Here is a 25679-nt window from a genome sequence, read left to right on the forward strand (position 1 = left end):
TTCTCTTCCTTTTTCTCTTCCTTCTTAACTTCCTCTTTTGCCTCTTTCTCAACTTCCGGCTCTTTTACTTCCTTTTCCGGCTTTTTAGCAGTTTCTTCCTTTTTTACTTCAATTTCAGGCGTAACAACCGTTTCTTTTACCGTCTCTTTAACTTTGGTGTCCAGAACGTCTTCGACCTTTTCCTTGGTTTCTTTAACTTCAGTTTTGATAGCATCTGCTAATTTAACTTTATCAGCTTTTTGTTTTTCTTCAAAATCCTTACTGAATTTCTCACGCAGCAGGTTTTGTCCTACGGCATCTACTTTCGTGTTAGGGCCACTAGTTGCATAACCATTTTCCTTTAATACTTCAAGAATCGTGTTAAGACCTACTCCCAGTTCGGAAGCAAGTTTCACAGCTCTTTGTTGTTTGATCTCTTCAGTCATTAATCCTCCAAAATTAATTTAGCTTTTCAGCTTTTACTCTTCAAATTCAGCGCTTAAAATCTTAATCAGGTCTTCAATGGTTTCTACTTCCAAATCTGTTCTCCTGACTAATTCTTCTTTTTCAAGTTTTAAAACACTTTTTGCTGTATCACAGCCAATTTTAATCAACTCGTCTATTATCCAATTATCTATTTCGTCTCTAAACTCGTTGATGTCAACATCATCTAATTCAGAACCTATTTCAATATCATTTCTGTAAACATCAATTTCATATCCTACTAAATCACCCGCTAACTTAATGTTTAAGCCCCCTCTTCCTATCGCTAAAGATACCTGATCCGGATTTACATAAGCCACTGCTTTTTTATTTTCTTCATCGATTTTTATTTCCTGTATTTTCGATGGAGCTAATGCCCTGGTAATAAATAACGGTAAATTAGAGGTATAATTTATGATATCTATGTTTTCATTTTTTAATTCTCGTACAATTCCATGAATTCTGGAACCTTTCATACCTACACAGGCACCAACCGGATCAATTCTCTCATCCATTGATTCAACTGCAACTTTTGCTTTTTCACCCGGCTTTCTTACAATTTTCTTAATCATTATAAGTCCATCATATATTTCCGGCACTTCTTCTTCCAGCAATCTGGCTAAAAAGTCAGGATGTGTTCTGGATAAAATTATTTTAGGGTTAGCATTTATCAGCTTCACTTCTTTTATCAAAGCCTTTACATTATCCCCTTTTTTGAAGAAATCTGTAGGAATTTTTTCCCTTCTTGGAAGAATCATTTCGTTTCCTTCATCGTCTAAAATCAAAATTTCATCTTTCCAGGTTTGATATACTTCACCTATAACAACTTCACCTTCTCTGTCTTTATACTTTTTAAAGACTTCATCTTTTTCCAGCTCATTTAAGCGGGAGCGTAATGTTTGCTTAAAAACAAGCGTTGATCTTCTGCTAAAATCCGCAATTCCTATTTCATCAAAATGTTCCTCTCCTATTTCATAATCTTCATCTATTTCTTTAGCTACTGATAGGGGAATTTGTAAGTTTTCATCTTCTAAATCTTCATCTGCAACTATCTCTCTTTTTCTGAAAATTTCCAAGTCACCTCTATCGGTATTGACAATTATATCAAAGTTATCATCACTACCAAATTCTTTCTTGATAATGGTACGGAAAACATCCTCAAGAATTTTCATCAATATCGGACGAGCTATATTTTTTCGTTCTTTAAATTCCGTAAACGATTCTACTAATATTTCACTGTTCATTGTTACAGATTTATGTTTTAAGTGTCTTTACACTCAAGTTACGTATTTTTTTAAAATTTTAAAACCAATGTTGTTGACTTAATATCTTCAAATTGAATTTCATGCTCAATTACAGTCGTTTCTTTTGATTTTTTTATCGGTTTATGTTCTTCTATTTTAAGTTTATTTTCATCTACTTCTTTCAAAATTCCGGTTAATTTAACCCCGTTTTTCATAAGTACATCAACCTCTCTGCCAATTCTTCTTTTATACTGCCTCAATACTTTAATCGGGTTTGTCATTCCCGGCGAAGATACTTCAAGTATATACTTCTCTCCTACCAAACCTTTCGTTTCAAGAAAATTTTCCAAATCCCTGCTTATCTCAGCGCATTTTCCTATCTGAATTCCGGAATCACCATCTAAAAAAACCTGAATTGTCTGTGGATTAGGAAATTTTATGTCAACCGGAAAAAATTCAGTTCCTTCAAACCGCTCTTCTAAGTATTCCCAAATGTTTTTAAATAACGCTTCCGATGCCATAAATATAGTATTCAAAGAAAAAGAGGGAACTATCGCCCCCTCTTTCCAACTGCAAAAGTATAAAAAAATTTCCGCTTTTAAAATTTATTTTGTTTTATTTTGTTCTATGACTATTAAACTTATTGATGAACGGACTATATATTCACATTCCTTTTTGTAAACAATCTTGTCACTATTGTGATTTCCATTTTTCTGTCAACCATGCATTGTTTGATCAGATGGTTAACAGCATTTGTAAAGAAATTTCATTGCGTAGTTCTTACATGCCCGGTAATGAATTAGACTCTGTATATTTTGGTGGTGGAACTCCCTCCCTACTCAAAAAAAATCATTACAAAACTTTGATGAGTGCCATAAATGAAAATTTTTTAACCGAAAATTTAAAAGAAGTTACCCTGGAAATGAATCCGGATGATGTTAATGCTGATTACATGAAATACCTTTTTAATGAAACTTTCATAAATCGTATTAGCCTTGGAGTTCAGTCGTTTAATGAAACTGAATTGGTTTTTATGAATCGCAGTCATACGGCAAAACAATCCCGAAGCAGTCTGGATGCAATTAGAAAAAGCGGATTTAATAATATTAGCCTGGATCTCATTTACGGACTTCCCGAACATGTTGAAAAAAATTGGGAAAATAATATAACTATTTTTCTGAAAGAAGATATTCCACATCTTTCGGCTTACTGCCTGAGCATAGAAGAAAAAACAGTGTTCGGAAAGCTTTTAAAAGAGAACAAGTTAATTCCTTTGCATGATGACATTGCGTTTCAGGAGTTTGTTACTTTAAGAAACATGCTTTTTAATTATAAATATGAGCATTATGAAATCTCAAATTTTGCTTTAAAAAATTATAAAGCTTTTCATAACAGTGGTTACTGGAAAGACATGATATATCTGGGTGTGGGACCATCTGCTCATTCGTTTAACAGCCGTCAAAGATCTTGGAATATTGCATCCAATAAAGCATATATCGACCGATTAGATCAAAATAAGGAATTTTTTACTGAGGAAATTTTAGACGATAAAGCAAGATTTAATGAATTTATAATGAAGTCTTTACGTACAATTGAAGGAATCAATTTGCTGGAATTAACCTATAACTTTGGTGAACATCATACATCTGATTTGATAAAAAAATCTAAAAAATATTTGAGCTCAGATTTAGTTCACATTTCTGAGAATTACATTTGTTTGACAGAAAAGGGATTATTTATTTCTGATTTTGTTGCAGCTGATTTATTTCTTGATAATTAAACTTTTATGAAAGAACCAATAATTTTACATTTGGAAACTTCCACCTCTATTTGCTCTGTAGCCCTTTCTAAAGGTGAAAATTTATTAGCACATAGGGAAACAAATGTTGATAAGTCTCATAGTAGTATAATTTTGGATTATATAAATTCTGTTTTACAAGAAAGTGAAGTTCCTTTAAAATATCTTAATGCAATATCTTGCAGCACAGGACCCGGTTCTTATACCGGACTAAGAATAGGTGTATCTACTGCAAAAGGTTTAGCCTACGGCCTGAAAATTCCCGTAATAGACTTACCTGTGTTGGATACTCTTGCAAATGAAATGCTTTTTAGATATCCGGATTTTAAATATTACATTCCGGTCATTGACGCAAGAAGAATGGAAGTTTATCTTGCTGTTTATGAAAAAGAAAGAAAAATAGTTGATTTTAAACCTATGATTATTGAAAATAAAGATGTTTTTAATTTCTTAGATAGTAAAAATAATATAATTCTGTCCGGATACGGCGTTGAAAAATTATCCTCTGTCTTGCCAAAAGAAAGTTTTAAAATAGAAACCAATATTAAACCCTGTGCTATTTATAACATACGAATAGCTTATAAAAAATTTATAGAAAAAATCTTTTCTGATTCTGCTTATCTAAATCCTATATATTTAAAATAATTAAAATACAGTGATAATATAAAATTATTATTGTATTTATTAAACACTTTACGAGTTATTATTGTTAGGTATTATGATACTAATTTTTAAATACTGTAAAAAATAATGTTTTTTTAAAAATAAGATTGGCACACTGTTTGATAATTAGTTATTGAAATTTATAATAAATAAAACAATTTAATTATGGCAAACACAGCAAAGGACAGAGTAATCGTTTTGAAAAATGGCGACAATGATGACATTCGCTTAGATTACAATCTATTAAGAAAAGCAGTTTTAACATTGAGAGCTGTTAATCACAAATTAAGAAAACAGATTATTAAATTATTAGAGGAGCATGACAGACTTACTGTTACTGAAATCTATGTAAAACTTAGGTTAGAGCAATCTGTTGCCTCTCAGCATCTGGCAATTTTAAGAAGAGCCGGTGTTGTTAGAACAGATAGAGATGGAAAATACATCCATTACTCTTTAAACAGACCTAGAATTGCAGAAGTTTCAGCATTAGTTGAAGAACTTGCTCAATAATAGCAAAGCGGATTTTAAGAAAAAAAAAGCCGGTAGTTTCTACCGGCTTTTTTTATTGATAAAAACTTAAAATAATTATAAACAAAATATGCATAAGCATTGTTATTGTGGGAAAATATGTTAAAAATGACACGAGATAACAAGCACCCCAATATTCAAATAGATGCTACTAATCTTAATTATTGCTCGGATATTATGCGTGCAATATCTCATCCTCTAAGACTCAAAATACTTAGTTTTATTGATAATGAAAAGAAAACCAACGTCAATAAAATATATAACACACTCAAGTTAGAGCAGTCTATAACATCCCAACACTTAAAAATTTTAAGAGATAATGAGTTAGTTATTTCTGAAAGAGAAGGTAAGTATATTTTTTACCGTATTAATTACGAGAAAATAATTCATGTAAATACAGTAATTAATCAATTTTACCAAAAGTAAAAACGAAACTATTCGTTAAAATCCACCATATTTTCCCATAATGAGAAAATATTAATACCAAAATGGGAAAATACTAAAATTATGCTTTTTTATTACATTACAAGTGTAATAACTACTCTATTAAATAGATGTCAATAAAAACTTATTGCAAAAAAGGGTAAGATTAAACTGATAGTCAGTATTTTATAAAAAATAGAAGTTTTCCCAAAATGGGAATTTATTATTTTAAACCAAATTAACCTTTTATTAACACACACTATTATTATTGTATTTATTAATTAATTAAAAACAATAGTAGTAATAGGCTCTGTGGATTTGTGGATTTATTTTTAATGTAAAATTTGCATTTTTAAGTAAGATGAATTTTTAAACGAATTATACACAGTTATTTATTTTAAATTTCTCTTTTAAAATATAGATTTCAATATTCTTATCCACATTTACACAATTTTCGATTGTTTATATAAAAATAAATTTTTACCCCCTTTCTTTAGTGTTCAGACTGTTAATTTAAACAACTGTTTTTAACATTAAATAACATTTTATTTAGAAAAACCGGAATTTAACTTTATCATCTTAATAATTGTGAATTAGCTTACCACAATTAAACATTTTTTAACACTGATGTTAATAAAGAAGAAATAAAAAAAAGGGTTTTATTTACCGGTATAAACTATTTTTTTCTATGTAGTTATTTACCTTGTCGGGTATAAGGTATTTAACAGATTTTTCTTCTTTAATCATGTTTCTAATTAAACTGGCTGATATGTTGAGTAGCGGGACATCGAGGATGGTAACTTTAGGATGTTTTTTCCACTCATTTAAATCAAAACCCTCTCTTCGGTAAACTAATAAATGATAGTATTTTAAGATAGTCTCATAGTTTTTCCACTTATGGAATGAATCTAAGTTATCACCACCCATGATTAAACTAAATTCATACTTTGGAAACATTTCCGTCAGTTTAGTAAGTGTATCTATAGTGTAAGATGGTTTTTTTAACATAAACTCTACATTACTTACAGACAATCTTTCATTATCTTCTATAGCTGTTTCGACCATTTTTAGGCGTTCGTATTCATTTAAGAGAGAAGATTTTTGTTTAAAAGGGTTTTGTGGCGTTACGACAAACCATACTTTATCTATATGACTATTTTCTACAAAATAGTTAGCGATTATTAGATGCCCTATATGAATAGGATTAAAAGTACCAAAGAAAAGACCTACTTTCAAAATGTTATTTTAAATTATAAATTTACTACCCTTGTATATAAGGGTTCCGTCAGCATAAATTTCACCATTATCTTCCATTCCGGATATCATATCCCAATGTACAGAGGATTCATTTTTTCCTCCCGATTGAAAATATGATTGTCCAACAGCCATATGAACAGTGCCGCCTATTTTTTCATCAAAAAGTATATTTCTGGTGAAGCGGTCTATGTGATAATTAGTGCCTATAGCAATTTCTCCAAAAAAGCGGGCTCCCGGCATATCAAAAACTTCATCCAGTATTTTCTTTCCCTTTTCAGCGGACCATTTAACAACTTCACCATTTTTCACTTCAAGTCTTACATTTTCAACTTCGTGGCCACCGTATACTGCCGGGAAATCAAAGCTTACATAGCCATTCCCGGAATCTTCAACCGGTGAAGTAAACACTTCTCCTGAAGGCATATTATTTCTTCCATCTGAGTTTATCCAGGTTCTTCCTTTCGTGCTGAATTGAATATCCATTTTATCACTTTTGTAATGTATGGAATTGCATTTATTCAGATAATCAACAATTGTTTGTTGATCTTTTCTTACCTGTAACCATTCTTTTACAGGGTCTTCTTCAAAAAGAAAACAAGCACCGTAAACAAACTTTTCATACTCACTAAGCGACATTCCGGCATCCTGCGCAGAAGCTAGTGTAGGAAATTGACAAAGCGATCTTTTCATTTGCCCGTCTGCTGTACGTCTGCTGTAATTTTGCATAACAGGCTTCATTGTAGCAGAAAAAATCTTTTTTTTCTCAGAATCAATATTTTGCATATCGCGTAAATTAAAAGGAGCTCTTATAGCGAGGTATGCATCAAAATTACTCATTACATGCTCCATAATAAAAGGAGTATGTTTTAGTTGATGTTCTTCAGCATTTTCGAAAAAAATTCTCTCTTTTTCATTAAAATCTACGGTAAACTCAGGAATTCCACCGGCTAGTAAAATTTCTTTCTCTATCTCTTGCAGAAGAGGTTCAGAAAGATAAGTTGAGCGAATAAAAACTTTTTCGTTCTTTTCTATCTGTAAACAATAATGAGTTAATAACTGAGCATATTTATTATAAATAGATTGCATAATTAATTATTTTTTTTGTGCAAGATTACTAAGAATGTAGTTAATTTCTAAGGAAAAAGGCCTTTAGTCTGTACTTTTAAAAAAATGAATCAGGATTAACCCGGTTTCCAACATAGTTCCCATCCCTTACAGGATATAATGTTATTTCATAAAAAGAGGTTTCTTCAGACATGGGGTCATCCATTCCTATTAGTATGTTAAAGTCCGGATGATCAAAAATTTTATATACAGAGGCTTCTTTAAAACCACCTTTTATATTTTCATCGTAAACTATCTCTTCTTCACTCCAGTCTCTGCCCAAAATTACTTTTAAATAATAGCTCCCGTCAGGAATATGACTCATTTCATAAACCGAACCTGCCTGTATATATTCATTTCTAACTATTTCTTTAGTATTGTGATCTACTAATATAACAACAGCATCCTGCCGATTACCGGTTAAAAAACGAATTCCATGTTCATTATTATAATCGAACATTCCCCGCCCATAATATTCCTCAAAAGGGTAATCTCCCGTATTTAAACGATTCATTTCATCCCACTCCGGGTGTGGACTTTCTTCAATGTTTCTGAAACTGTGAGTAGCAGATTCAAAGCCCGGAGTTTCCGGTGGGTTTAATAAGTTATATAAAACAAGTGAAAATATAGTTCCTAAAACAATAAAAACAGTTGAAAATATAAGTGTTTCCGTTTTGTCATTGAATAAAAACCTTTTATTATTTTTTTCAACAGCGTTTCCACATTTAATAAATAAGCTGTTTGAACCAAAACGATAATTAGATTTATCAATAAAAACCGGTCCAAGAGGTAAGTAGCCTTTATTAATCGGCTTTAATTTATAAGTAAAATAGCTGACATAAGCCATAGCACCATTTTCCAACTCAACATCTGAATTGATTTCAGGTACACCTATTATTTTAAATTGATTTATGCCGGTAATGAAAATATTTTTCCCCGTTCCCTTTACTCTGATTTCCAGATTAAAAGACTCTTTTAACCCAACAACATTTTTATTTGTGCGAATTCTGATACTACTATTATCATAAATAACCCTTTTTCTCTGACTTCTGAACTGATTACCAAAAAAATTACCGTTTTTGTTTTTTATCAGAATTTCATAAGCTTGTTGAATTTCTTTGAAACGATCCTGGTAATAGGGGTCATTGTTATGCCTGTCAGGATGATACTTAAGAACCAGCTGCCTGTATGCAGCTTTTATCTCTTTCTCAGTAGCCCCTTCCTTGAGCCCTAATACATTATAATAGTCTATAAATGGCATGCTAAAAAGTATCTCAGTGACTTATACAAAACGTCAAATGTTTATTTTAGGTTTAATTGATCAAAAGAATTATTTAAAATTGGTACATCAGCTTTTATTATTATTACTAATCCTTGATAAACAGCAGTCCTAAATTATTTTAAAAACTTTAATGATTCAAGTTCATTTAGCATCCAACCCGTTATGCTTAATCTGTCTTTTTTACATTCTAAAACCTCATGCTCAAGTAATTCACTTCTAAAACAGACAAATCTACCACCAACAGGCTCTATATTTGTAAATGTATTATTTTTTTGATAAATCCTCAACTCTCCCCCATCACCCTGAATCCAACTTTTATTAAGGTATAGTATAAATGTTAACCTTCTGTGATCATTAAATTTCAGCTGATCAATATGTCTTTTGTAAAAAGTGCCGGTGGGATATCTGGTATAATGTGATTCAAAATCTTTTAATCCCAGAAAACAGGTTTTGTTAATATAATCCATAAGTTGCAATATCTTACTCAAATATTCTTTTGTTGCAGGCGCTGCATTTTTGTATTGAATCCACTTAATATAATCGCCCCTTATTGAAGTATTTAATTGAAAATTATCCTGAGTACCTATGCCGGCTTTTTTAAATTTCATCTCTTCATCATTCATAATACCGAGCAAATCATCTGTATGTTTTTTACTAATAAAGTCATCACATACGGCAAAGCCATTGTTTGCTAACTCATCAGCAATATTTTCAAACTGATTTATCTCGTTTTTCATTATTAAAAAAGTTAAATACCATTATTTTACAAACGAATTTCGTTATATTTATTCATCTTATAGCTTTCTTTGTACTGATAATTATGAAAATTGTACCTTTATTGTAATATTTGACACCTGTAAAAACCAATTTCTGAATAACCGGAGTATAATGAGATTTTATCAGTTTGTATTATTTTTTCTATTCGTTAGCTTTATTAATCCGGACTTTTCTTTTTCTAATGAAAAATCAGATTATTTAAGGAAAGCAAATAATGCGCTGAAATTACAGGACATTTACTCAGCTGCTGATGCATTTGAATCTGCCTGGAAGATTGATACAGCTGATTATGAGTTAGCAGAGAAAATTGCCCGCCTTCACTTTAGTGCACGTGATTACCAATCAGCAAAAAAGTTTTATGAATTTTTATTCAACAATGCTAAGAATACCTTTCCCGCTATTGGTTTCTATTATGGCAGAGTTTTAAAGATGAACAACCATTGTGATAAAGCGATTTCTGTATTAACTGAAATTCGCGATTCTTACAGAGGTGAAAATCAAAGATTCTATCGAAATTTAGCTACTAATGAAATTAAAGGATGCCTTTTATTTGATACTTTAGCTGCCGCTCCTTATACTGTCAAAGAACCGGGAAGCTCAGTAAATAATCCTTACAGTAATATTTCACCGTTATGGTGGGGTTCAGATACTCTACTTTTTTCAACACTTTTTACGGATACCGTAATTACTGTGGATATAAATCAACCCGCCGGCCACCGATTGCAGTTTTATATGTCTGTTTTTGAGAATAATCAATGGCAGGAAGCTGAACTAACTGAGTTTTTTAATGACATAAATTACCATACGGCAAACGGTGCTTTTTCATCAGACAATAAAAGCTTCTATTTTACAAAATGCCGGGAAGATAAAAACATGCGCATTCTATGTGCTATATACAGGTCTGACTTTGTAAATAACTCTTGGCAGGAGGCTGTAAAGCTACCATCTGAAGTAAATAACAGCAGATATAATCAAACCCAACCGGCCATAGGCCTTAATAGCCGCGGAATGGAAGTGTTGTATTTTGTCTCTGACAGAAGCGGCGGCAGAGGTGGAAACGACATTTGGTTTTCATTAATAAACAGAGACGGCACATACAGAGACGCTATTAATGCCGGTCCTGTAATTAATACCGAAGCAGACGAGCAAACCCCCTGGTATGACTCCGAAAACGCAAAGCTGTATTTTAGCAGTAACGGACATCCCGGCTTAGGTGGATTTGATGTTTTCTACTCCGAGGGAGATATGAGAAGATGGAGCGAACCGGTAAATATGGGAAAGCCCATAAATTCAGCTCAGGATGATATGTATTTTCAATGGAAAGACAGCCTGGAAAACATGGCTTTGATTGTTTCAAACAGACCGGGTGAAACTATTTCTTTAAGAGGGCCAACCTGCTGCGACAATATTTATTTTTTAGAAAAAGATACCAGCTTTCGGATTTATGTAAAAGGAAGAGTTTATGATATTGATGACCGCACAAAGTCACCCTTATCACCTTCACCGGTTAGTTTGCATCAATTCAATAGTGATATTATCTTAAAAAAGGATACTACCATCGGGATAAACCCTTATTTTTTTACAGTTGACGAAAAAACTAATTATACCGTAAGGGCTTCTCATGAAGGATATTTAAGCGGATCTTCAGATTTTTCAACAATTGGTATGGAAAACAGAGATACTCTGGTAGTAGATGTTTTTCTGCGAAAGCTGGAAATAGGGAAAGCTTATCGCCTGGAAAATGTCTATTATGATTTTGATAAATGGGATTTACGTCCTGAATCCAAAGAAACACTTGACACTCTTTTAAGGATAATGAATGAAAACCCCAATATAATTGTAGAGCTATCTTCTCATACTGACCAAAGAGGAAGTGAAGCATATAATAATGTATTGTCGCAAAGAAGGGCAGAAAGCTGTATGCGTTACTTAATTCAGCAGGGGATAGACAGAGAAAGGCTCAGAGCCCGCGGATATGGAAAAGCCCGAATTTTGGAAGATTGCAGCATCTATCCTGATTGCCCAATGGATAGCGAAGAGGATTGCCCGTGTCATCAATTTAACAGAAGAACAGAATTTACAGTAATAGGGGAATTAGATGGCGAATTACTTTATGACGATGTTCGATATGGTGAATAAGTGCAGACAAACTTAGCGGTATAAGCTCAATTTAACTTTACACTTTTCTCTTCCACATGACTCAATATATAAATCAGGTAAAAAATGACGGCCAATAAAATTACTGCCACACCCTGATGAATGACTCCCCAGCTTACCGGAATATTTCCAACGGAAAGCAAAAGAGTAATAATGCCTAAAAGAACCTGTGTTAAAGTCACAAATACTAAAACTGAGACACCCAGGCTTAAGCGTTTATCAGTAGATTTTCTAAAAACCATTACCGCAATAAAAATCACAAATGCAGTAATCAGGTATCCTAAATTTCTATGAAAAAACTGTACTGCGGCTACCGCAAAAGTGCCTTCATACCAATGACTAAAGGATGATATAGTCCAATTTTCAGCTTGTAGGATTTCCGGAGGAATATAGGAGGAGTGCATTAATGGAAAAGTTGGATAAAAAAGTGCTGCACGCATACCTGACATTAATCCACCCAAAACAATTTGCACACTAACAGCCACCAACAAAATGATAAGTAGTTTTTTGCTTTTTTTGTAAAATCCGGACATGGGTTGCTCAATTTTTTTAAACCAAAAAGGCATACTTATCCACAGCAAATACCCAAAAGTAACTAAAGCAAGTGATAAATGCATTACCAATTTATATGGACTCACCCAGGGTTTGTCCTGAAGTCCGCTGGCAACCATTACCCAACCAAATGAAGCTACTATACCGGCTAACACAACCACTGTTAACAGTTGTTTCATAAGCTTGCTGTCAATCCATTTTTTATAAACAAAGAACAAAAACGGTATTATAAATACCAAGCCCATTAATCTCGCCCAGAAACGATGAATATACTCCCACCAATAAATAAACTTGAATTCACTCAGTGACATACCCTTATTTATTTGTTCATACTGAGGCGTAGACCGGTATTTTTCAAACTCTTCCACCCATTTGCTATCTGTCAAGGGGGGAATAGTACCCAGAACTATATCCCATTCAGTGATTGAAAGACCACTTCCTGTCAGACGAGTAATTCCCCCTACGATGATTTGTATAAAAATCATAAGCACTCCGATCATTAACCAGATGCCGATAACCCTGTTGGGTCCTTTAGATTTGATATTGTTTTTCATTTTTCAGCTATTAAACAGCTTTAATGTATTTTCGTTCTGCAAAATTGGTTAATTTATGCGCATTTGTACCGATTATTTATCAAAAAAATAGATTTAAATCTATTTTTGCATTACTCCCCAAAAAAATATAAAGATGAAGACAGACAGCGAACAGTTTAAAAAAATTATTTCTCATGCTAAAGAGTATGGATTTGTTTACCCTTCAAGTGATATTTACGATGGCTTAAGTGCGGTTTATGACTATGGACCTTACGGTAGTTTATTAAAACAAAATATACGTGAGTATTGGTGGAAGTCAATGGTTCAGATGCATGAAAATATTGTTGGACTTGATGCCGCCATTTTCATGCACCCCACAACCTGGAAAGCTTCCGGACATACAGATAATTTCAATGACCCGATGATTGACAATAAAGATTCTAAGAAAAGGTATCGGGTTGATACTTTGCTGGAAGAAAAAGCTGAACAACTTATTAAAAAGGGTAAGTCAGAAAAAGCTGAAAAACTTTTAAAAGATTTAAATGAATGTCTAACCAATGAAGATATGTCAGCACTCTATGAGCTGGTAATTGAAAGCGAAGTTGTTTGCCCGGTATCCGGGAGCAGAAATTGGACTTCGGTAAGACAATTTAACTTGATGTTTGCCACACAAATGGGTTCTGTAGCAGATGATGCAGACATGGTTTACTTAAGACCGGAAACAGCTCAGGGTATTTTTGTAAATTACCTGAATGTTCAAAAAACGGCACGAATGAAAATCCCTTTTGGAATTGCTCAAACCGGGAAGGCTTTCAGAAATGAAATTGTTGCAAGACAGTTTATTTTCCGAACAAAAGAGTTTGAACAAATGGAAATGCAGTTTTTTGTACGTCCGGGTGAAGAAATGAAATGGTTTGATTACTGGAAAGAAAAAAGAATGAAATGGCATAAATCACTTGGCTTTCCTGAAAAATTATATCGTTTTCATAAGCATGAAAAACTGGCGCACTATGCAAATGCTGCGGTTGATATTGAATTTGAATTTCCTTTCGGTTTTAGAGAGATTGAAGGCATTCATTCAAGAACCGACTTTGATTTATCTAAACATCAGGAGTTTTCCGGAAAGAAGTTGCAATATTTTGACCCTGAAGTCAATAAAAATTACATTCCTTATGTTGTAGAAACTTCTATAGGGCTTGACAGAATGTTTTTAAGTATTTTCAGCCATGCATTAACACACGAAAAGCTGGAAAACGATACCGAAAGAGTTGTGCTTAAAATTCCGGCCGCTCTTGCCCCCGTAAAAGTCGCCTTACTGCCTTTAACAAAAAAAGACGGATTGCCGGAAAAAGCCAGAGAGATATTCAGTAAACTTCGTTTTGACATGATTTGTCGTTATGATGAAAAAGATGCAATCGGAAAAAGATATAGAAGGCAGGACGCAATCGGAACACCTTATTGTATAACCATCGACCACCAAAGTCTTGAAGATAATTCTGTAACTATTCGCGAGAGAGACAGCATGCAGCAGGAAAGAATCCCTATTGATAAGGTTCAACAGATCATTATCGAAAAAACTAGTCTGAATAATTTGTTATCTTCTATATAGAACCTACAAATAAATTAAAGACGAATTTTTAATATTAAAAAAAAACTTTTTTGTATATTTATTAGTTGTTCAGATTAAACTTTAAAAAAGGACTCAAATCTCTTAATTTAGCAACATATTGGGATGTTACGCGTTTTAATGTGGTTGATAAAGATATTGTTTCTTTAAAGATAATGGTGTGAACTTATTTTATGCAAAAGAATACAGATAATTACAGTTTACTAATATCTAAACTGGATGAATTTATTAGAAGGTTTTATCTGAATCAGTTATATCGTGGTTTGATATATACCGGTTCAGTTATTTTAGCTACTTTTCTGATTATTGCATTAGTAGAGCATTTCTTTTATTTATCTTCTTTAGGAAGAAAAGTATTATTTTACGGTTTTTTGGGCAGTAGCTTTTATCTCATTTTTAGTTGGGTTTTTCAGCCTTTGTTGCGCTATTATAAATTAGGTGATGTTATCAGTAATGAACAAGCCGCCAAAATTATCGGGATTCATTTTGAAGAAGTAAGTGATAAATTATTAAATATACTTCAGTTAAAAACACAAAGTGATACTGCAACGAACAAAGCTTTATTGGAAGCAGGTATAAATCAAAAAATTGAATCTTTAAAGCCCGTTCCATTTAAGCTTGCAGTAAATTTAGGTGAAAACAAAAAGTACCTGAAATACTTTGCTGTACCTTTTTCCATCATTCTCGTGCTTTTATTTGCCGCACCCAATATTATAACAGACAGCAGTACCAGATTAATCTACAACAATCAGGTTTTTGAAAGACCTGCTCCTTTCACTTTCACTTTAGTTAATGAGGACCTGTCTGTGGCTGAAGGAGATAATTTGGAATTAAAAGTTATTATCGAAGGAGATGTTTTACCCGATAGAGTATACTACCGTTCGGAAAATCACAGTCAATTAATGCAAAAGAATCAAAACGAATTTACATATACAATATCAAATATCAGAGATAGCAGAGACTTTCACTTTCATGCCGCCGGCTTTAATTCAAAAACATACAGTCTTGAAGTTTATTCAAGACCATTGGTTTTAAACTTTGAGGTTGAATTAGAATATCCAGCTCATACAAACCGCAGGGACGAAAAGTTAAAAAATATTGGAGATTTAAGAATACCTGAAGGAACAGAAGTTAATTGGAGCTTTTTTACCCAGCATACAGATATGGTAGACCTTAGCTTTAACGAATCACCTGTAGAGGTTAATCGCTCAGGCAAGGACCTGTTTACTTTTAATAAACAATTAATGGAAAGTAGTCAATATAGATTGGCTGTAATAAATGAGAGAGTTGGTGAAGCCGATGCAATTAAATATGGGATTACAGTTATTAAAGACGAGTATCCCAGAATAAATGTTGAGGAAATAGTTGATTCAACCCGACATTCATATATTTTTTTTGATGGTAACGCTTCTGATGACTATGGGATAACGAATGTTTATTTTGCGTGGGAAACTGTAAAGGAAAATAGTGGTTCCGGCAGTGGATATGAGAAAAAGCGCATTTCTATACCTTCCGGTTCAAGACAGGTCAATTTCACACATTATGTAGATTTCAGAGATTGGAATCTTCGCCCGGGAGATCAGATAAATTATTTTTTTGAAGTTTGGGATAATGATGGAATTAATGGTCCTAAAGCAGGAAGAACTGCAACCAGAACATACCAATTGCCTAGCCTGCGTGAGATGGAAGAAGCAACAGCAAAGTCTAACGAAAAAATAAAAGAAAGCCTTGGGGGTTCCATGGAACAAAATAGAGAAATGAATGAAGAAATTCAATCTTTACGAGAAAGGCTAATGCAAAGACCTAACTTAAACTGGGATGACCGTCAGCAAATTGAAGATTTAGTTAAACGTCAACAGGATAAGCAAAAAACTTTAGAAGAATTACAGCAGGAATATGAAGAAAATCTAAAGCGTCAGGAAGATTATAAAGAAATGAGTCCTGAAATTGCTGAAAAGCATAAAAAGTTGCAAGATTTATTTGAAAGCTTATTGGATGATGAGACAAAAGAACTTCTCAAAAAGATACAGGACATGCTTGACGACTTAAATAGGGACCAGGCTATTGAGATGTTAAGTGAAATGGAAATGAATGAACAGGACTTACAGCGTGAAATGGAAAGGCTCTTGTCTTTATTTAATCAATTGCAATTTGAACAAAATCTACAAGAGACAATTAGCAAATATGAAGAATTAGCGGAAGAACAAAAACAATTAGCGGAAGAAACCAAGTCAGACACTAAAGATTCTGAGCAACTGGCAGCTGAACAGGAAGCCTTGAAAGAAAAGCTCGAGCAGTTACAAGAAGATTTAGATCGTTTAGAGGATATTGCAGGCGAGATGGGTCAACAGAACAAGATGTCTGATGTAAAAGAGCAGTCGCAAGGCGCTGAACAAGATATGCAACAAAGTATTGATCAACTTCAGCAAAACAATAGCCAGGGTGCTTCCGGCTCACAAGATGACGCAGGTAAAAAGCTTGACGATATCGCACAAAGCCTTGCCATGATGCAGCAATCTATGCAAATGGAACAAATGGAAATGGACCTCAAGGCTATCAGACAACTTTTAGAAAATCTTTTAAAAGTGTCTTTCGAACAGGAGGATATAATTAAAAAAATGGCTTCAATTAATACAAATAATCCTGAGTATGTTTCTCTTGTACAAGAGCAGTTTGCTCTACGCGATGATTCACGTATGATTGAAGACAGTTTATTTGCTTTGAGCAAAAGGGTATTTCAATTAGAAACCTTTATTAATGATGAAATCAGAGCAGTAAATCGGAATTTGTCTTCAGCTATAGATAATATGGAAGAGAGAAGAGTTGGTCAGGCAAGATCCAACCAGCAATTTATTATGACAGGCTATAACAATCTAGCATTGATGTTAACGGAAACCATGGATCAGTTACAGGAGGAAATGGCTAATCAGATGCCCGGTACTCAGATGTGTCAGCAACCGGGAGAGGGAGAAGAAGGTCAGGGAATGCAGCAAATCAGTAAAATGCAGCAGGAAATGAATCGGGGTATGCAGGAGATGTTTAGAGAGATGATGGAACAGCAAGGTCAGGGAGGTCAGGAAGGTCAAACACCTGATCAGCAAGGGGAACAGATGAGCCAACAATTAGCAGAAATGGCTGCCCGACAAGCTGCTATCAGGCGTGCTCTTGAAGAGCAGTCCAGAAATTTGGGTGGACATTCAGATGAAGATAGTGAAGAGGGTAGGCTTAGACGCGAAATACAGGAAGCTATAAAGCAGATGGATCAGACAGAAACGGATTTAGTTTTCCGGAACTTAACACAAGAAATGTTAAAAAGGCAGGAAGATATTTTAGTAAGATTGCTTGAGGCTGCTGATGCAGAAAGAAAACAAGAACAAGATGAAGAAAGAGTAGGTGAAATTGCTACTGAACAGGAAAGGAGAATGCCTCCGGAGATAGAAGAATATTTGAGACAAAGAGAGAGTCAGCTTGATTATTACAGAACTGTACCTCCTGCATTGAGACCTTATTATAAAAATATGGTAGAAAAATACTTTCAGTCATTAAGTTTTTAATGATAATATAGTAAATTTGCCTACTATTAAATATGCGAAGTTATGACACAACAAAAAACTATGGACGAATTTAAAATAAGCATAAGCTCAAAACCTGAGAATATAAATAAGGTTGAAGCATTTCTTGATGAAATGTATAATAAGTTTTCAGTGAAGGAAGACATTTTTGGGAATATGCTTATTTCATTAACCGAGGCTGTTAATAATTCAATTATACATGGTAATGAACTAGATGATTCCAAGTTAGTTACAGTCGTGTGTAAATACGATGGAGAAAAGATGGTCTTTTTAGTTAGTGATGAAGGTGAAGGATTTGATTACGAAAATTTACCTGACCCGACTTCTCCTGAAAATCTGGAGAAACTGACAGGCAGGGGTGTGTTTTTGATGAAACAATTAAGTGATGAGGTAGAGTATACGAACGGAGGAAATACCGTTGCTCTTACGTTTAAATTATAAAGTCGAATATATTGAGCATACAGTTTCATTTTTTGAATAAAACCTTAGACTTAAAGAAAAAGAAAAAGAAAAAGTACAAAAGCTGGCTAAAGCTCCTTGCTAAAAGCCACATGAAGAAAATAGAGCATATAAACTTGATCGTCTGTACAGATGATTATCTGCTTGAAATTAATAGGAAGCATCTGAATCACGACTATTATACCGATATAATTACTTTCGATCTGTCTGTAAATAAGAAATTAATTTCCGGAGATTTATTTATAAGCTATGATAGGGTTTTGGAAAATGCTATTAAATTTCAAACCTCACCTAAGAGAGAATTAAGAAGAGTTGTCGCTCATGGCTTATTACATTTATTCGGATTTAAGGATAAGTTGGCAAAAGATAAAGAGATCATGACGATTATGGAGAATAAAGCCTTAGAGCTTTGGAAAGAAGTTTGATGTTCCACGTGGAACATTAATAAGGTAAGTTGTAGAATAAAATTTAGATGTTTCACGTGAAACCTTTTGAAAGTTATGTTTAAAGAATATGATATAATAGTTGTTGGTGCCGGTCATGCAGGTTGTGAAGCTGCTGCGGTTTCTGCTAATATGGGTATGTCTGTTTTGTTGATTACAATGAACATGACAACAATTGCACAAATGTCTTGCAATCCGGCTATGGGTGGAATTGCAAAGGGGCAAATTGTTAGGGAAATAGATGCGCTTGGAGGTTATTCCGGAGTTGTTTCAGATAGGTCCGCTATACAGTTTAGGATGTTAAATAAGTCAAAGGGTCCGGCAATGTGGAGCCCCAGGACACAAAATGACAGATTGATGTTTGCGACTTTATGGAGAAATATGCTTGAGCAGACCCCCGGAGTCGATTTTTGGCAGGATATGGTTTCTGAGCTTTTAATAGAAAAGGGTCACTTGGCAGGTGTGAAGACCGGAATGGGCATTGAAATTAGAAGCAAAGCTGTTGTCTTAACAAATGGCACCTTTTTAAATGGCCTGATTCATATTGGAGAGAAGCAGTTTGGTGGAGGGCGAGCCGGTGAACGGGCATCGGAAGGTATTACAGAGCAATTAATCTCTTTAGGCTTTAAGTATGGGAGGATGAAAACGGGAACGCCTCCCAGAATAGATGGGCGTTCATTGAATTATGAAGCTATGGAAGAGCAAAAGGGGGATGATGTACCATCCGGTTTTTCTTTTCAAAACATAGACTTGCCTAAAGAGCAGAGGAGTTGTCATATTACTTACACAAATAGCAAAGTGCATGACTGTTTGAAAGAGGGTTTTGAGTTTTCTCCCATGTTTAATGGCAGAATTAGAGGTTTGGGGCCGCGTTATTGCCCTTCTATAGAAGATAAAATTGATCGATTTGCAGATAAAGACCAACACCAGATATTTGTTGAGCCGGAAGGGTGGGATACTGTTGAGGTTTATGTTAATGGATTTTCCACCTCACTACCAGAAGATGTGCAATATAAAGCCTTAAGAAAAATTCCCGGATTTGAGCAGGCAAAAATGTTTAGGCCGGGTTATGCTATAGAATATGATTTTTTCCCACCCACTCAGCTTAAAGATACGCTGGAAACTAAATTGGTTGAAAACCTTTATTTTGCCGGACAAATAAATGGAACGACAGGGTATGAAGAGGCGGCGTGTCAGGGGTTAATGGCAGGAATCAATGCGGTAAGGAAGGTTAGAAGTCAATCGCCTGTTGTTTTAAAAAGGTCTGAAGCATATATCGGTGTTCTTATTGATGATTTAATTAATAAGGGTACGGATGAGCCTTACAGGATGTTTACATCCAGGGCTGAATATAGGATATTGCTGCGCCAGGACAATGCAGATACCAGATTGACACCCATTGCCTATGACCTGGGAATTGTTACAAAGGAGCGTTTCGAGGCTGTTATGCAAAAATCAAAAACAATTGTTGCTATTGAAAAAATTTTAAAGACGAATAGTGTTGCTCCCCATGAAATTAATGAATTTTTGAAAGAAATGGATTCTGCTCCAATAAATCAAAAGTTGAGATGGGAAAACATTCTTATGAGGCCACGCATTTCATTGAAAGACTTAACATTGAATTGCTCCGGTTTGAAAAATCTATTGAGTGAGTTTTCAGATAATGATTTGTCCGCTGCTGAAATTCAGTTGAAGTATAGTGGGTATATTGAGAAAGAAAGAGAGAATGCAGAAAAAATGGAAAGACTGGAAGATATTAGGCTAAATCAAAACTTTGATTATGATAAAATAAAGTCACTCTCTTTTGAGGCCAAAGAAAAACTTAAAGAAATTAAGCCATCTTCTCTGGGTCAGGCAAGTAGAATTAGTGGCGTAAACCCTTCAGATATTTCAGTTTTAATGGTGCACTTAGGGAGATAATGATAATAAAGAAAAGATATTATATTTTGAATTCAAACCTGATTTTGAAAACAATTTTGTTTCCTGTAATGCTTATAGGATTAAATTCTTGTGCGAATATAGTGACTCCCCCGGGAGGTCCAATAGATAAAGATCCTCCTGAAGTCCTGGAAGAATCCCCGCCGAATAATTCCACAAACATAAATCCTAAAGAAATAAGAATACGATTCGATGAGTTCGTAGAATTAAATAACCCTCAGCAACAAATAATTATATCACCACTGTTAAAAAATAACCCTGAATATCGAATTCGGGGCAGAAATCTTGTTATTTTAATTGACGATACCTTAAGAGAAGAAACGACTTATGTTATAAATTTTGGTGCAGCAATTCGTGATATAACGGAAGGTAATGTTCTGGAAAATTATAAATTTGTTTTTTCAACAGGTGACTTTATCGATTCACTATCAATTTCAGGATCTGTAAAAAATGCTTTTAATTACAATCCGGAAAAGCAAATTACCGTATCTCTTTATGAATCTTTTGAAGATTCAGCCGTATATAAGAAAAAGCCCCTTTACATATCCAGAACAGATGATAATGGAAGATTTGAATTAAGCAATATAAAAGAAGGGGAATACTATATTTTTGCATTAGAAGATAAAAACTTTAATCTTATATATGACCTGAGTGACGAAAGAATTGCATTTAAAGAAGAACCATTGGCTATTTATCCGGATACTTCCTTAGCAGACGTAGACTTACTTTTATTTCAAGAGTTTTCCAGACGCCCGGGAATTAAAGAACAAAAACGCTTAAGCAAGCATATTCAGAAAATTATTTACTCACGTCCAATTGACACAATTAGCTTACAAACTAAAGAGGCTCAAGAGGATAGAGTTGATTACTTAAATCACTATCTCAATTTAGATACTCTATTTATCACTCAATCAATAGTTAAAGATAGTTTAAACCTTGTTGTAGAAGTCAATAATGTAAGAAGTGATACCTTGCTATTGTCACCATTTGAAGAAGCTCAGTTTGAATTGTTGGAGCAGCCTAATTTTAGCAAAATATCACCGGGAAATGTTAGTTTAAAGTTTCTTTTCTCAGATGAAATTGAAATGTTTAATGCAGAGGCTATAAAACTTTTTACCAAAGACTCTATACCGGTACAAATTGATGTTTTATCGAATGATATAATAACTAATAGACCTTGGAGTTTTATCCTGACTGCAGACTTAAAAGAAGGCACAGAGTACAAATTAGTGTTTTTAGACTCTGCCTTTTTAAGTAAAAGTAATTTATATTATCCATTAACTACCGATACCTTTAATATAGCAGTAGCCAAAGAGAATGCATTAGGTGCATTTAGTATTAATCTTTCTATTACAGATGATGAGCATCAGTATATAATGCAGTTTTTTACCAGTAGCAGGGGAGAAGAAAATATACATTTTCAAAAAATCATAAACCCACCTTTTATTGAAAGTATAAGATTAAGAAACATTCCACCGGCAAGCTATCAATTGAGATTTATACAAGATTTAAGTAGGAGTGGTTATTGGAATCCGGGAAACTTCAACATCAAAAGACAGCCTGAACCAATTTTATATTATCCGGGTACTATTGACGTCCGTGCAAATTGGGAATCTGAAATTACAATAAATGACTTTGACTTTTAGTAAGCCAACTTGCAGATAGTTTCAAGTATTAAACGCCCGTCTTCATTTCCAAGAATCTTTTCGGCAGCTCTCTCAGGGTGAGGCATCAATCCAACTATATTACCTTTTTTATTGCTAATACCGGCTATATTCATTACAGATCCATTAAGGTTTGCTGAATCTATAATATCGCCATTTACATCACAGTATTGATATACTATTTGATTATTTTCTTTTAACTCATTAAGCGTTTGATTATCAGCATAGAAACGACCCTCTGCATGAGCAATAGGAATTTTTAATGCCGTATTTTGCAACTCTTCATTATATAATACAGAGTTATTTTCCAATTGTTTAATGTAAATGTTTTTACAAATGAATTTTTGATTTTGATTGCGAACAAGCACTCCCGGCAAAAGCCCACTTTCACAAAGAATTTGAAAACCATTACAAATGCCGATTATTTTTCCTCCTCTTTCAGCAAAGCTTATGACACTTTCCATAATTTTTGAAAATCTGGCTATAGCACCCGACCTTAGGTAATCACCGTATGAAAACCCACCGGGCAATATCAGATAATCATCTTCAGTAAAGTAATCCGGAATTTCATTTTTGTGCCACAATGCTTCTACATCCTGATGTAAAACTTCACGTAGAACGTGAATCATATCGTAATCGCAATTAGACCCCGGAAATGTAACAACTCCAAAACGCATATTTATGATTTAAAAGAATAAAGAGAACTGAAAGTTTATTATTAGAAACAACAAAACTAAGAAAATCAATTCACCTGTAATATTTTTTTTAAAAAGATAAAATATTCTACCGGTTAAAAAACTAAAGGGTATTCCTAAAAAATAAAAATGAACTACTTTTCCGTCTGTAGTTAAAAAGATTGCAAATAAAGACATTACTGTCATTATAAAAAGGCTTCCCCATACAGCTCTGGTTCTGACATTCATTCTGTTGAAGTAATTACTTACATTTCCAACACCTATAAAGCTTAGAATTATCAGGAATGAGAAGATAAAAAGAATTTCCGTTGTTAAAGCTTCAGGGCTAAAAGGTGCTTTTGTAAACCGAATTATATTTTCAATTGCAAACAAATCTAGCTTATCAAGAAGAAAGTATGTTGAGGAGATTAAAAACAAGGAGCAAACAATTCCTGTTAGCAGAACCAGATGTAATCTAATTGAAGCATTTATATAGACAATTAGGTAGAGAACTGAAGTAACAGAAATAAAAACTAATGGAAAGTGGTATATAGCAGCAATTCCTGCAAAAAGTCCGAGATAAAAAATCTCTTTGAAGTTAACCTCATTATAAAGGTTTATATAGCTTTTAAGTGCGTAAAGTATAAAATAGTTGCCTATTATAAGAGGTGTTAGCAAAATATTAAACTGAGTTATAGATACGCAGAATGTTACAAAAAACAGGGAGGGTAGAGAGGTTCCTTTGCTCCAAAATTCTGCTTGATCATTTATATTTCTAATAAGTATACTCTGATGAACCAAAACCACAGAGAAAAAAAAATTAAAGAAAAGTGTATTTATGAAAATATATTCACTAAAAGGAGTTACCAGAGTTAGAAATAAATGAGAACTGAGTTCAGGTGTTTCTGCAATACCGTCATTGTAGAAAAATAAAAATAATTTAAGACAAAGAGTGTAAAGGAAAAGAACCGGGATAGTGAGCGGACCTTGATTTTTAAACAGTGAAATCATCAGTAACGTATTTTCACCAATCTGAAATTGTTTCTTCTAAAACTCGGAATAATTACAGTGTTGGGTGAGATTTGCCTTCCAAGTCGAGGAGCCAGCATTATATTTCTGTCACCGGAATTAAAAATATTATTTCGATTGCTTCTACCTTTTTCATCAATAATGTATTCATTGATATTGGTTTGATAAAATATTTCTTCATTAAAAATTAAACGTAATCTATCCGGAGTTCTAACCAAATAATATGAAGAAAAGAAGCCTCTGTCATCTTCAGAAATCTGCTTTTTTATAAGTACATTGTGCCATAAATAATTTCCATTTTTGTCATATGCCACTACTAAAATATCGTTGAAGTAGTTAATGTTCACAGACCTGAAACCAGGTGTTAGTGAAGGGCTTGATGTAGCAGACCCTCTGTATGACTCCAAATTGTCATGACGGCTTTCACCTATAGTTACAAAGCCGCCATCATACAATGGAACAACCTGATATAAGTTATAAGTTTCTAACAGACTTTGGCTTCTTATCAGCGTGTCTCTTCCGGTTAAGCTAAAAATTATTTCACCTGTAAAAGGAATTGAAGTTTGTACAGCTATGCTAAATGTGCTGTCGATTCGTAAATAGTTAATTCCTTTAATATTATTATTGCCGGATGAATCTTTATAATAGGAATGGGCTAAGAAAGACCGGTTAAAATTGTCTACATTAAAAACAACTCTCCCTCTGTTTTCTTTTTCGGGAATGAATGTATAACTTTTGATAGCTTGAGGACTTTCCGGGTTAAATTTATTGATAACAAATTCATTCAGGCTTCTGCTTAAGCGAATGTTTTCATAAGCTTCTTCAATCAAAAAAGCCTTTCCTTCATTCGTTACATGCAGAGAATGCAAGTTCACATAATCAAATATTTTACTTGCTTCTATTCTGCCTGAGGCAAAGTATGATAAGTCTCTTGTAAAGCCGTGCACATAATAGGAAGTAGTATTTCTGCTTTCTTGTTCGGGATAAGCATAGTAAATATATTCTCTGTTTTCCGAAATCGAAAATCGCAAATTATCATAAACGAATTCCTTATTTCCGGGTATGGTATCTAACACAGAAACAGAGCCTATAGGGTTTAAGCCTGCAGTATATTCTCTGTAGTGGAGAACTGAATAGTTTCTTTCCTGTTGCAAAAAGAAAATGACAACTCTATCGTAAAAAATATAGAAACGGTGAGCAAAGCAGTTGTTACAATTCGCAGTAATACGGACTTCAGCCTTTAATCTAAGGTCACTTCCATAAATATCGATATCATCGGTTCTTCTTCCGGCTTTGTATACAAGGATTCCTTCTTTTGTTTCTCCTAAAATACGAATTCCGCTACTTCTGTTAGATAATCTTTGTGGAGAAGAGTATGAGATGACTTGTGCTGAAATTTCAGTGAACATCAACACAAAGAGAATTAAATAAATAAAGCCGGCTTTTGAACTCATTTGATTGTATAACGAAAGAATTTATAAAATCTTTCTTCT

Annotated in this window: 22 protein-coding genes; 11 read left to right on the forward strand and 11 right to left on the reverse strand. The window is 33.7% G+C overall.

Annotation, left to right across the window (positions count from 1 at the left end; genetic code table 11):
• The 3 genes from EA412_09880 to EA412_09890 form a co-directional block, all read right to left on the reverse strand.
• The coding region (locus EA412_09880; GenBank protein TVR77836.1) for a hypothetical protein at nt 1–425 on the reverse strand (425 nt) is incomplete at its 3' end.
• 33 nt (nt 426–458) lie between these two features.
• On the reverse strand, nt 459–1706 hold the full coding sequence (gene nusA / locus EA412_09885) for a transcription termination/antitermination protein NusA (protein ID TVR77837.1): 1248 nt from the start codon (nt 1704–1706) through the stop codon (nt 459–461).
• A 50-nt stretch (nt 1707–1756) separates the two neighbouring features.
• The gene (locus EA412_09890; protein ID TVR77838.1) at nt 1757–2227 is read right to left on the reverse strand and encodes a hypothetical protein; all 471 of its coding nucleotides are present in this window, start codon (nt 2225–2227) and stop codon (nt 1757–1759) included.
• A 125-nt stretch (nt 2228–2352) separates the two neighbouring features.
• Between EA412_09890 and hemW the strand changes: the two genes are divergently transcribed.
• The 4 genes from hemW (at nt 2353) to EA412_09910 (ending at nt 5121) form a co-directional block, all read left to right on the forward strand.
• Complete coding sequence (hemW, locus tag EA412_09895; GenBank protein ID TVR77839.1) at nt 2353–3486, forward strand: radical SAM family heme chaperone HemW; 1134 nt, start codon at nt 2353–2355, stop codon at nt 3484–3486.
• A 6-nt stretch (nt 3487–3492) separates the two neighbouring features.
• Nucleotides 3493–4149 carry a tRNA (adenosine(37)-N6)-threonylcarbamoyltransferase complex dimerization subunit type 1 TsaB gene (gene tsaB, locus EA412_09900; protein ID TVR77840.1) on the forward strand — a complete coding sequence of 219 codons (657 nt, stop codon included), beginning with the start codon at nt 3493–3495 and terminating at the stop codon, nt 4147–4149.
• A 183-nt stretch (nt 4150–4332) separates the two neighbouring features.
• Complete coding sequence (locus EA412_09905; protein TVR77841.1) at nt 4333–4677, forward strand: transcriptional regulator; 345 nt, start codon at nt 4333–4335, stop codon at nt 4675–4677.
• Nucleotides 4678–4803: 126 nt separating this feature from the next.
• Nucleotides 4804–5121 (forward strand): transcriptional regulator, encoded by a 318-nt coding sequence (locus tag EA412_09910; protein ID TVR77867.1) that lies wholly within the window; start codon nt 4804–4806, stop codon nt 5119–5121.
• A 660-nt stretch (nt 5122–5781) separates the two neighbouring features.
• On the opposite strand, the gene EA412_09915 is transcribed toward EA412_09910, so the two are convergent.
• From EA412_09915 to EA412_09930, 4 genes are all read right to left on the reverse strand, one after another.
• The gene (locus EA412_09915) at nt 5782–6354 is read right to left on the reverse strand and encodes a nicotinate-nucleotide adenylyltransferase (protein TVR77842.1); all 573 of its coding nucleotides are present in this window, start codon (nt 6352–6354) and stop codon (nt 5782–5784) included.
• 9 nt (nt 6355–6363) lie between these two features.
• The gene (locus EA412_09920; GenBank protein ID TVR77843.1) at nt 6364–7461 is read right to left on the reverse strand and encodes an aminopeptidase; all 1098 of its coding nucleotides are present in this window, start codon (nt 7459–7461) and stop codon (nt 6364–6366) included.
• 76 nt (nt 7462–7537) lie between these two features.
• A complete protein-coding gene (locus tag EA412_09925; protein ID TVR77844.1) occupies nt 7538–8740 on the reverse strand; it encodes a hypothetical protein in 1203 nt (400 codons plus the stop codon).
• 134 nt (nt 8741–8874) lie between these two features.
• Nucleotides 8875–9498, reverse strand: coding sequence for a 2OG-Fe(II) oxygenase (locus EA412_09930; protein TVR77845.1), 624 nt, complete (start codon nt 9496–9498; stop codon nt 8875–8877).
• Between the two features lie 151 nt (nt 9499–9649).
• On the opposite strand from EA412_09930, the gene EA412_09935 reads away from it, so the two are divergent.
• On the forward strand, nt 9650–11677 hold the full coding sequence (locus EA412_09935; protein TVR77846.1) for an OmpA family protein: 2028 nt from the start codon (nt 9650–9652) through the stop codon (nt 11675–11677).
• A gap of 26 nt (nt 11678–11703) precedes the next feature.
• On the opposite strand, the gene EA412_09940 is transcribed toward EA412_09935, so the two are convergent.
• Nucleotides 11704–12801: a heme A synthase gene (locus EA412_09940; GenBank protein ID TVR77847.1), complete on the reverse strand. Its 1098-nt coding sequence runs from the start codon at nt 12799–12801 to the stop codon at nt 11704–11706.
• A gap of 133 nt (nt 12802–12934) precedes the next feature.
• On the opposite strand from EA412_09940, the gene EA412_09945 reads away from it, so the two are divergent.
• The 6 genes from EA412_09945 (at nt 12935) to EA412_09970 (ending at nt 22465) form a co-directional block, all read left to right on the forward strand.
• On the forward strand, nt 12935–14389 hold the full coding sequence (locus EA412_09945) for a glycine--tRNA ligase (protein TVR77848.1): 1455 nt from the start codon (nt 12935–12937) through the stop codon (nt 14387–14389).
• Nucleotides 14390–14580: 191 nt separating this feature from the next.
• Complete coding sequence (locus EA412_09950) at nt 14581–17961, forward strand: DUF4175 domain-containing protein (GenBank protein ID TVR77849.1); 3381 nt, start codon at nt 14581–14583, stop codon at nt 17959–17961.
• A 60-nt stretch (nt 17962–18021) separates the two neighbouring features.
• Entirely contained in the window at nt 18022–18420 is a 399-nt protein-coding gene (locus EA412_09955) for an ATP-binding protein (GenBank protein ID TVR77868.1), read from the forward strand.
• Between the two features lie 17 nt (nt 18421–18437).
• The gene (gene ybeY / locus EA412_09960; protein ID TVR77869.1) at nt 18438–18863 is read left to right on the forward strand and encodes an rRNA maturation RNase YbeY; all 426 of its coding nucleotides are present in this window, start codon (nt 18438–18440) and stop codon (nt 18861–18863) included.
• A gap of 75 nt (nt 18864–18938) precedes the next feature.
• Nucleotides 18939–20801 (forward strand): tRNA uridine-5-carboxymethylaminomethyl(34) synthesis enzyme MnmG, encoded by a 1863-nt coding sequence (mnmG, locus tag EA412_09965; protein TVR77850.1) that lies wholly within the window; start codon nt 18939–18941, stop codon nt 20799–20801.
• Nucleotides 20801–22465, forward strand: coding sequence for a hypothetical protein (locus tag EA412_09970; GenBank protein TVR77851.1), 1665 nt, complete (start codon nt 20801–20803; stop codon nt 22463–22465). Before mnmG ends, EA412_09970 begins: the two co-directional genes overlap by 1 nt.
• On the opposite strand, the gene purQ is transcribed toward EA412_09970, so the two are convergent.
• Genes purQ through EA412_09985 form a run of 3 tightly spaced genes read right to left on the reverse strand, consistent with a single transcriptional unit; the run spans nt 22462 to nt 25640 of the window.
• Nucleotides 22462–23160 carry a phosphoribosylformylglycinamidine synthase subunit PurQ gene (purQ, locus tag EA412_09975; protein TVR77852.1) on the reverse strand — a complete coding sequence of 233 codons (699 nt, stop codon included), beginning with the start codon at nt 23158–23160 and terminating at the stop codon, nt 22462–22464. The two genes, EA412_09970 and purQ, sit on opposite strands and share 4 nt — an antisense overlap.
• A 9-nt stretch (nt 23161–23169) precedes the next feature.
• Nucleotides 23170–24168, reverse strand: coding sequence for a hypothetical protein (locus tag EA412_09980; protein ID TVR77853.1), 999 nt, complete (start codon nt 24166–24168; stop codon nt 23170–23172).
• A complete protein-coding gene (locus tag EA412_09985) occupies nt 24168–25640 on the reverse strand; it encodes a hypothetical protein (GenBank protein ID TVR77854.1) in 1473 nt (490 codons plus the stop codon). Before EA412_09985 ends, EA412_09980 begins: the two co-directional genes overlap by 1 nt.
• Between the last annotated feature and the right edge of the window lie 39 nt (nt 25641–25679).

Source organism: Chitinophagaceae bacterium (genome assembly GCA_007695095.1).
GTDB lineage: Bacteria > Bacteroidota > Bacteroidia > Chitinophagales > REEL01 > REEL01.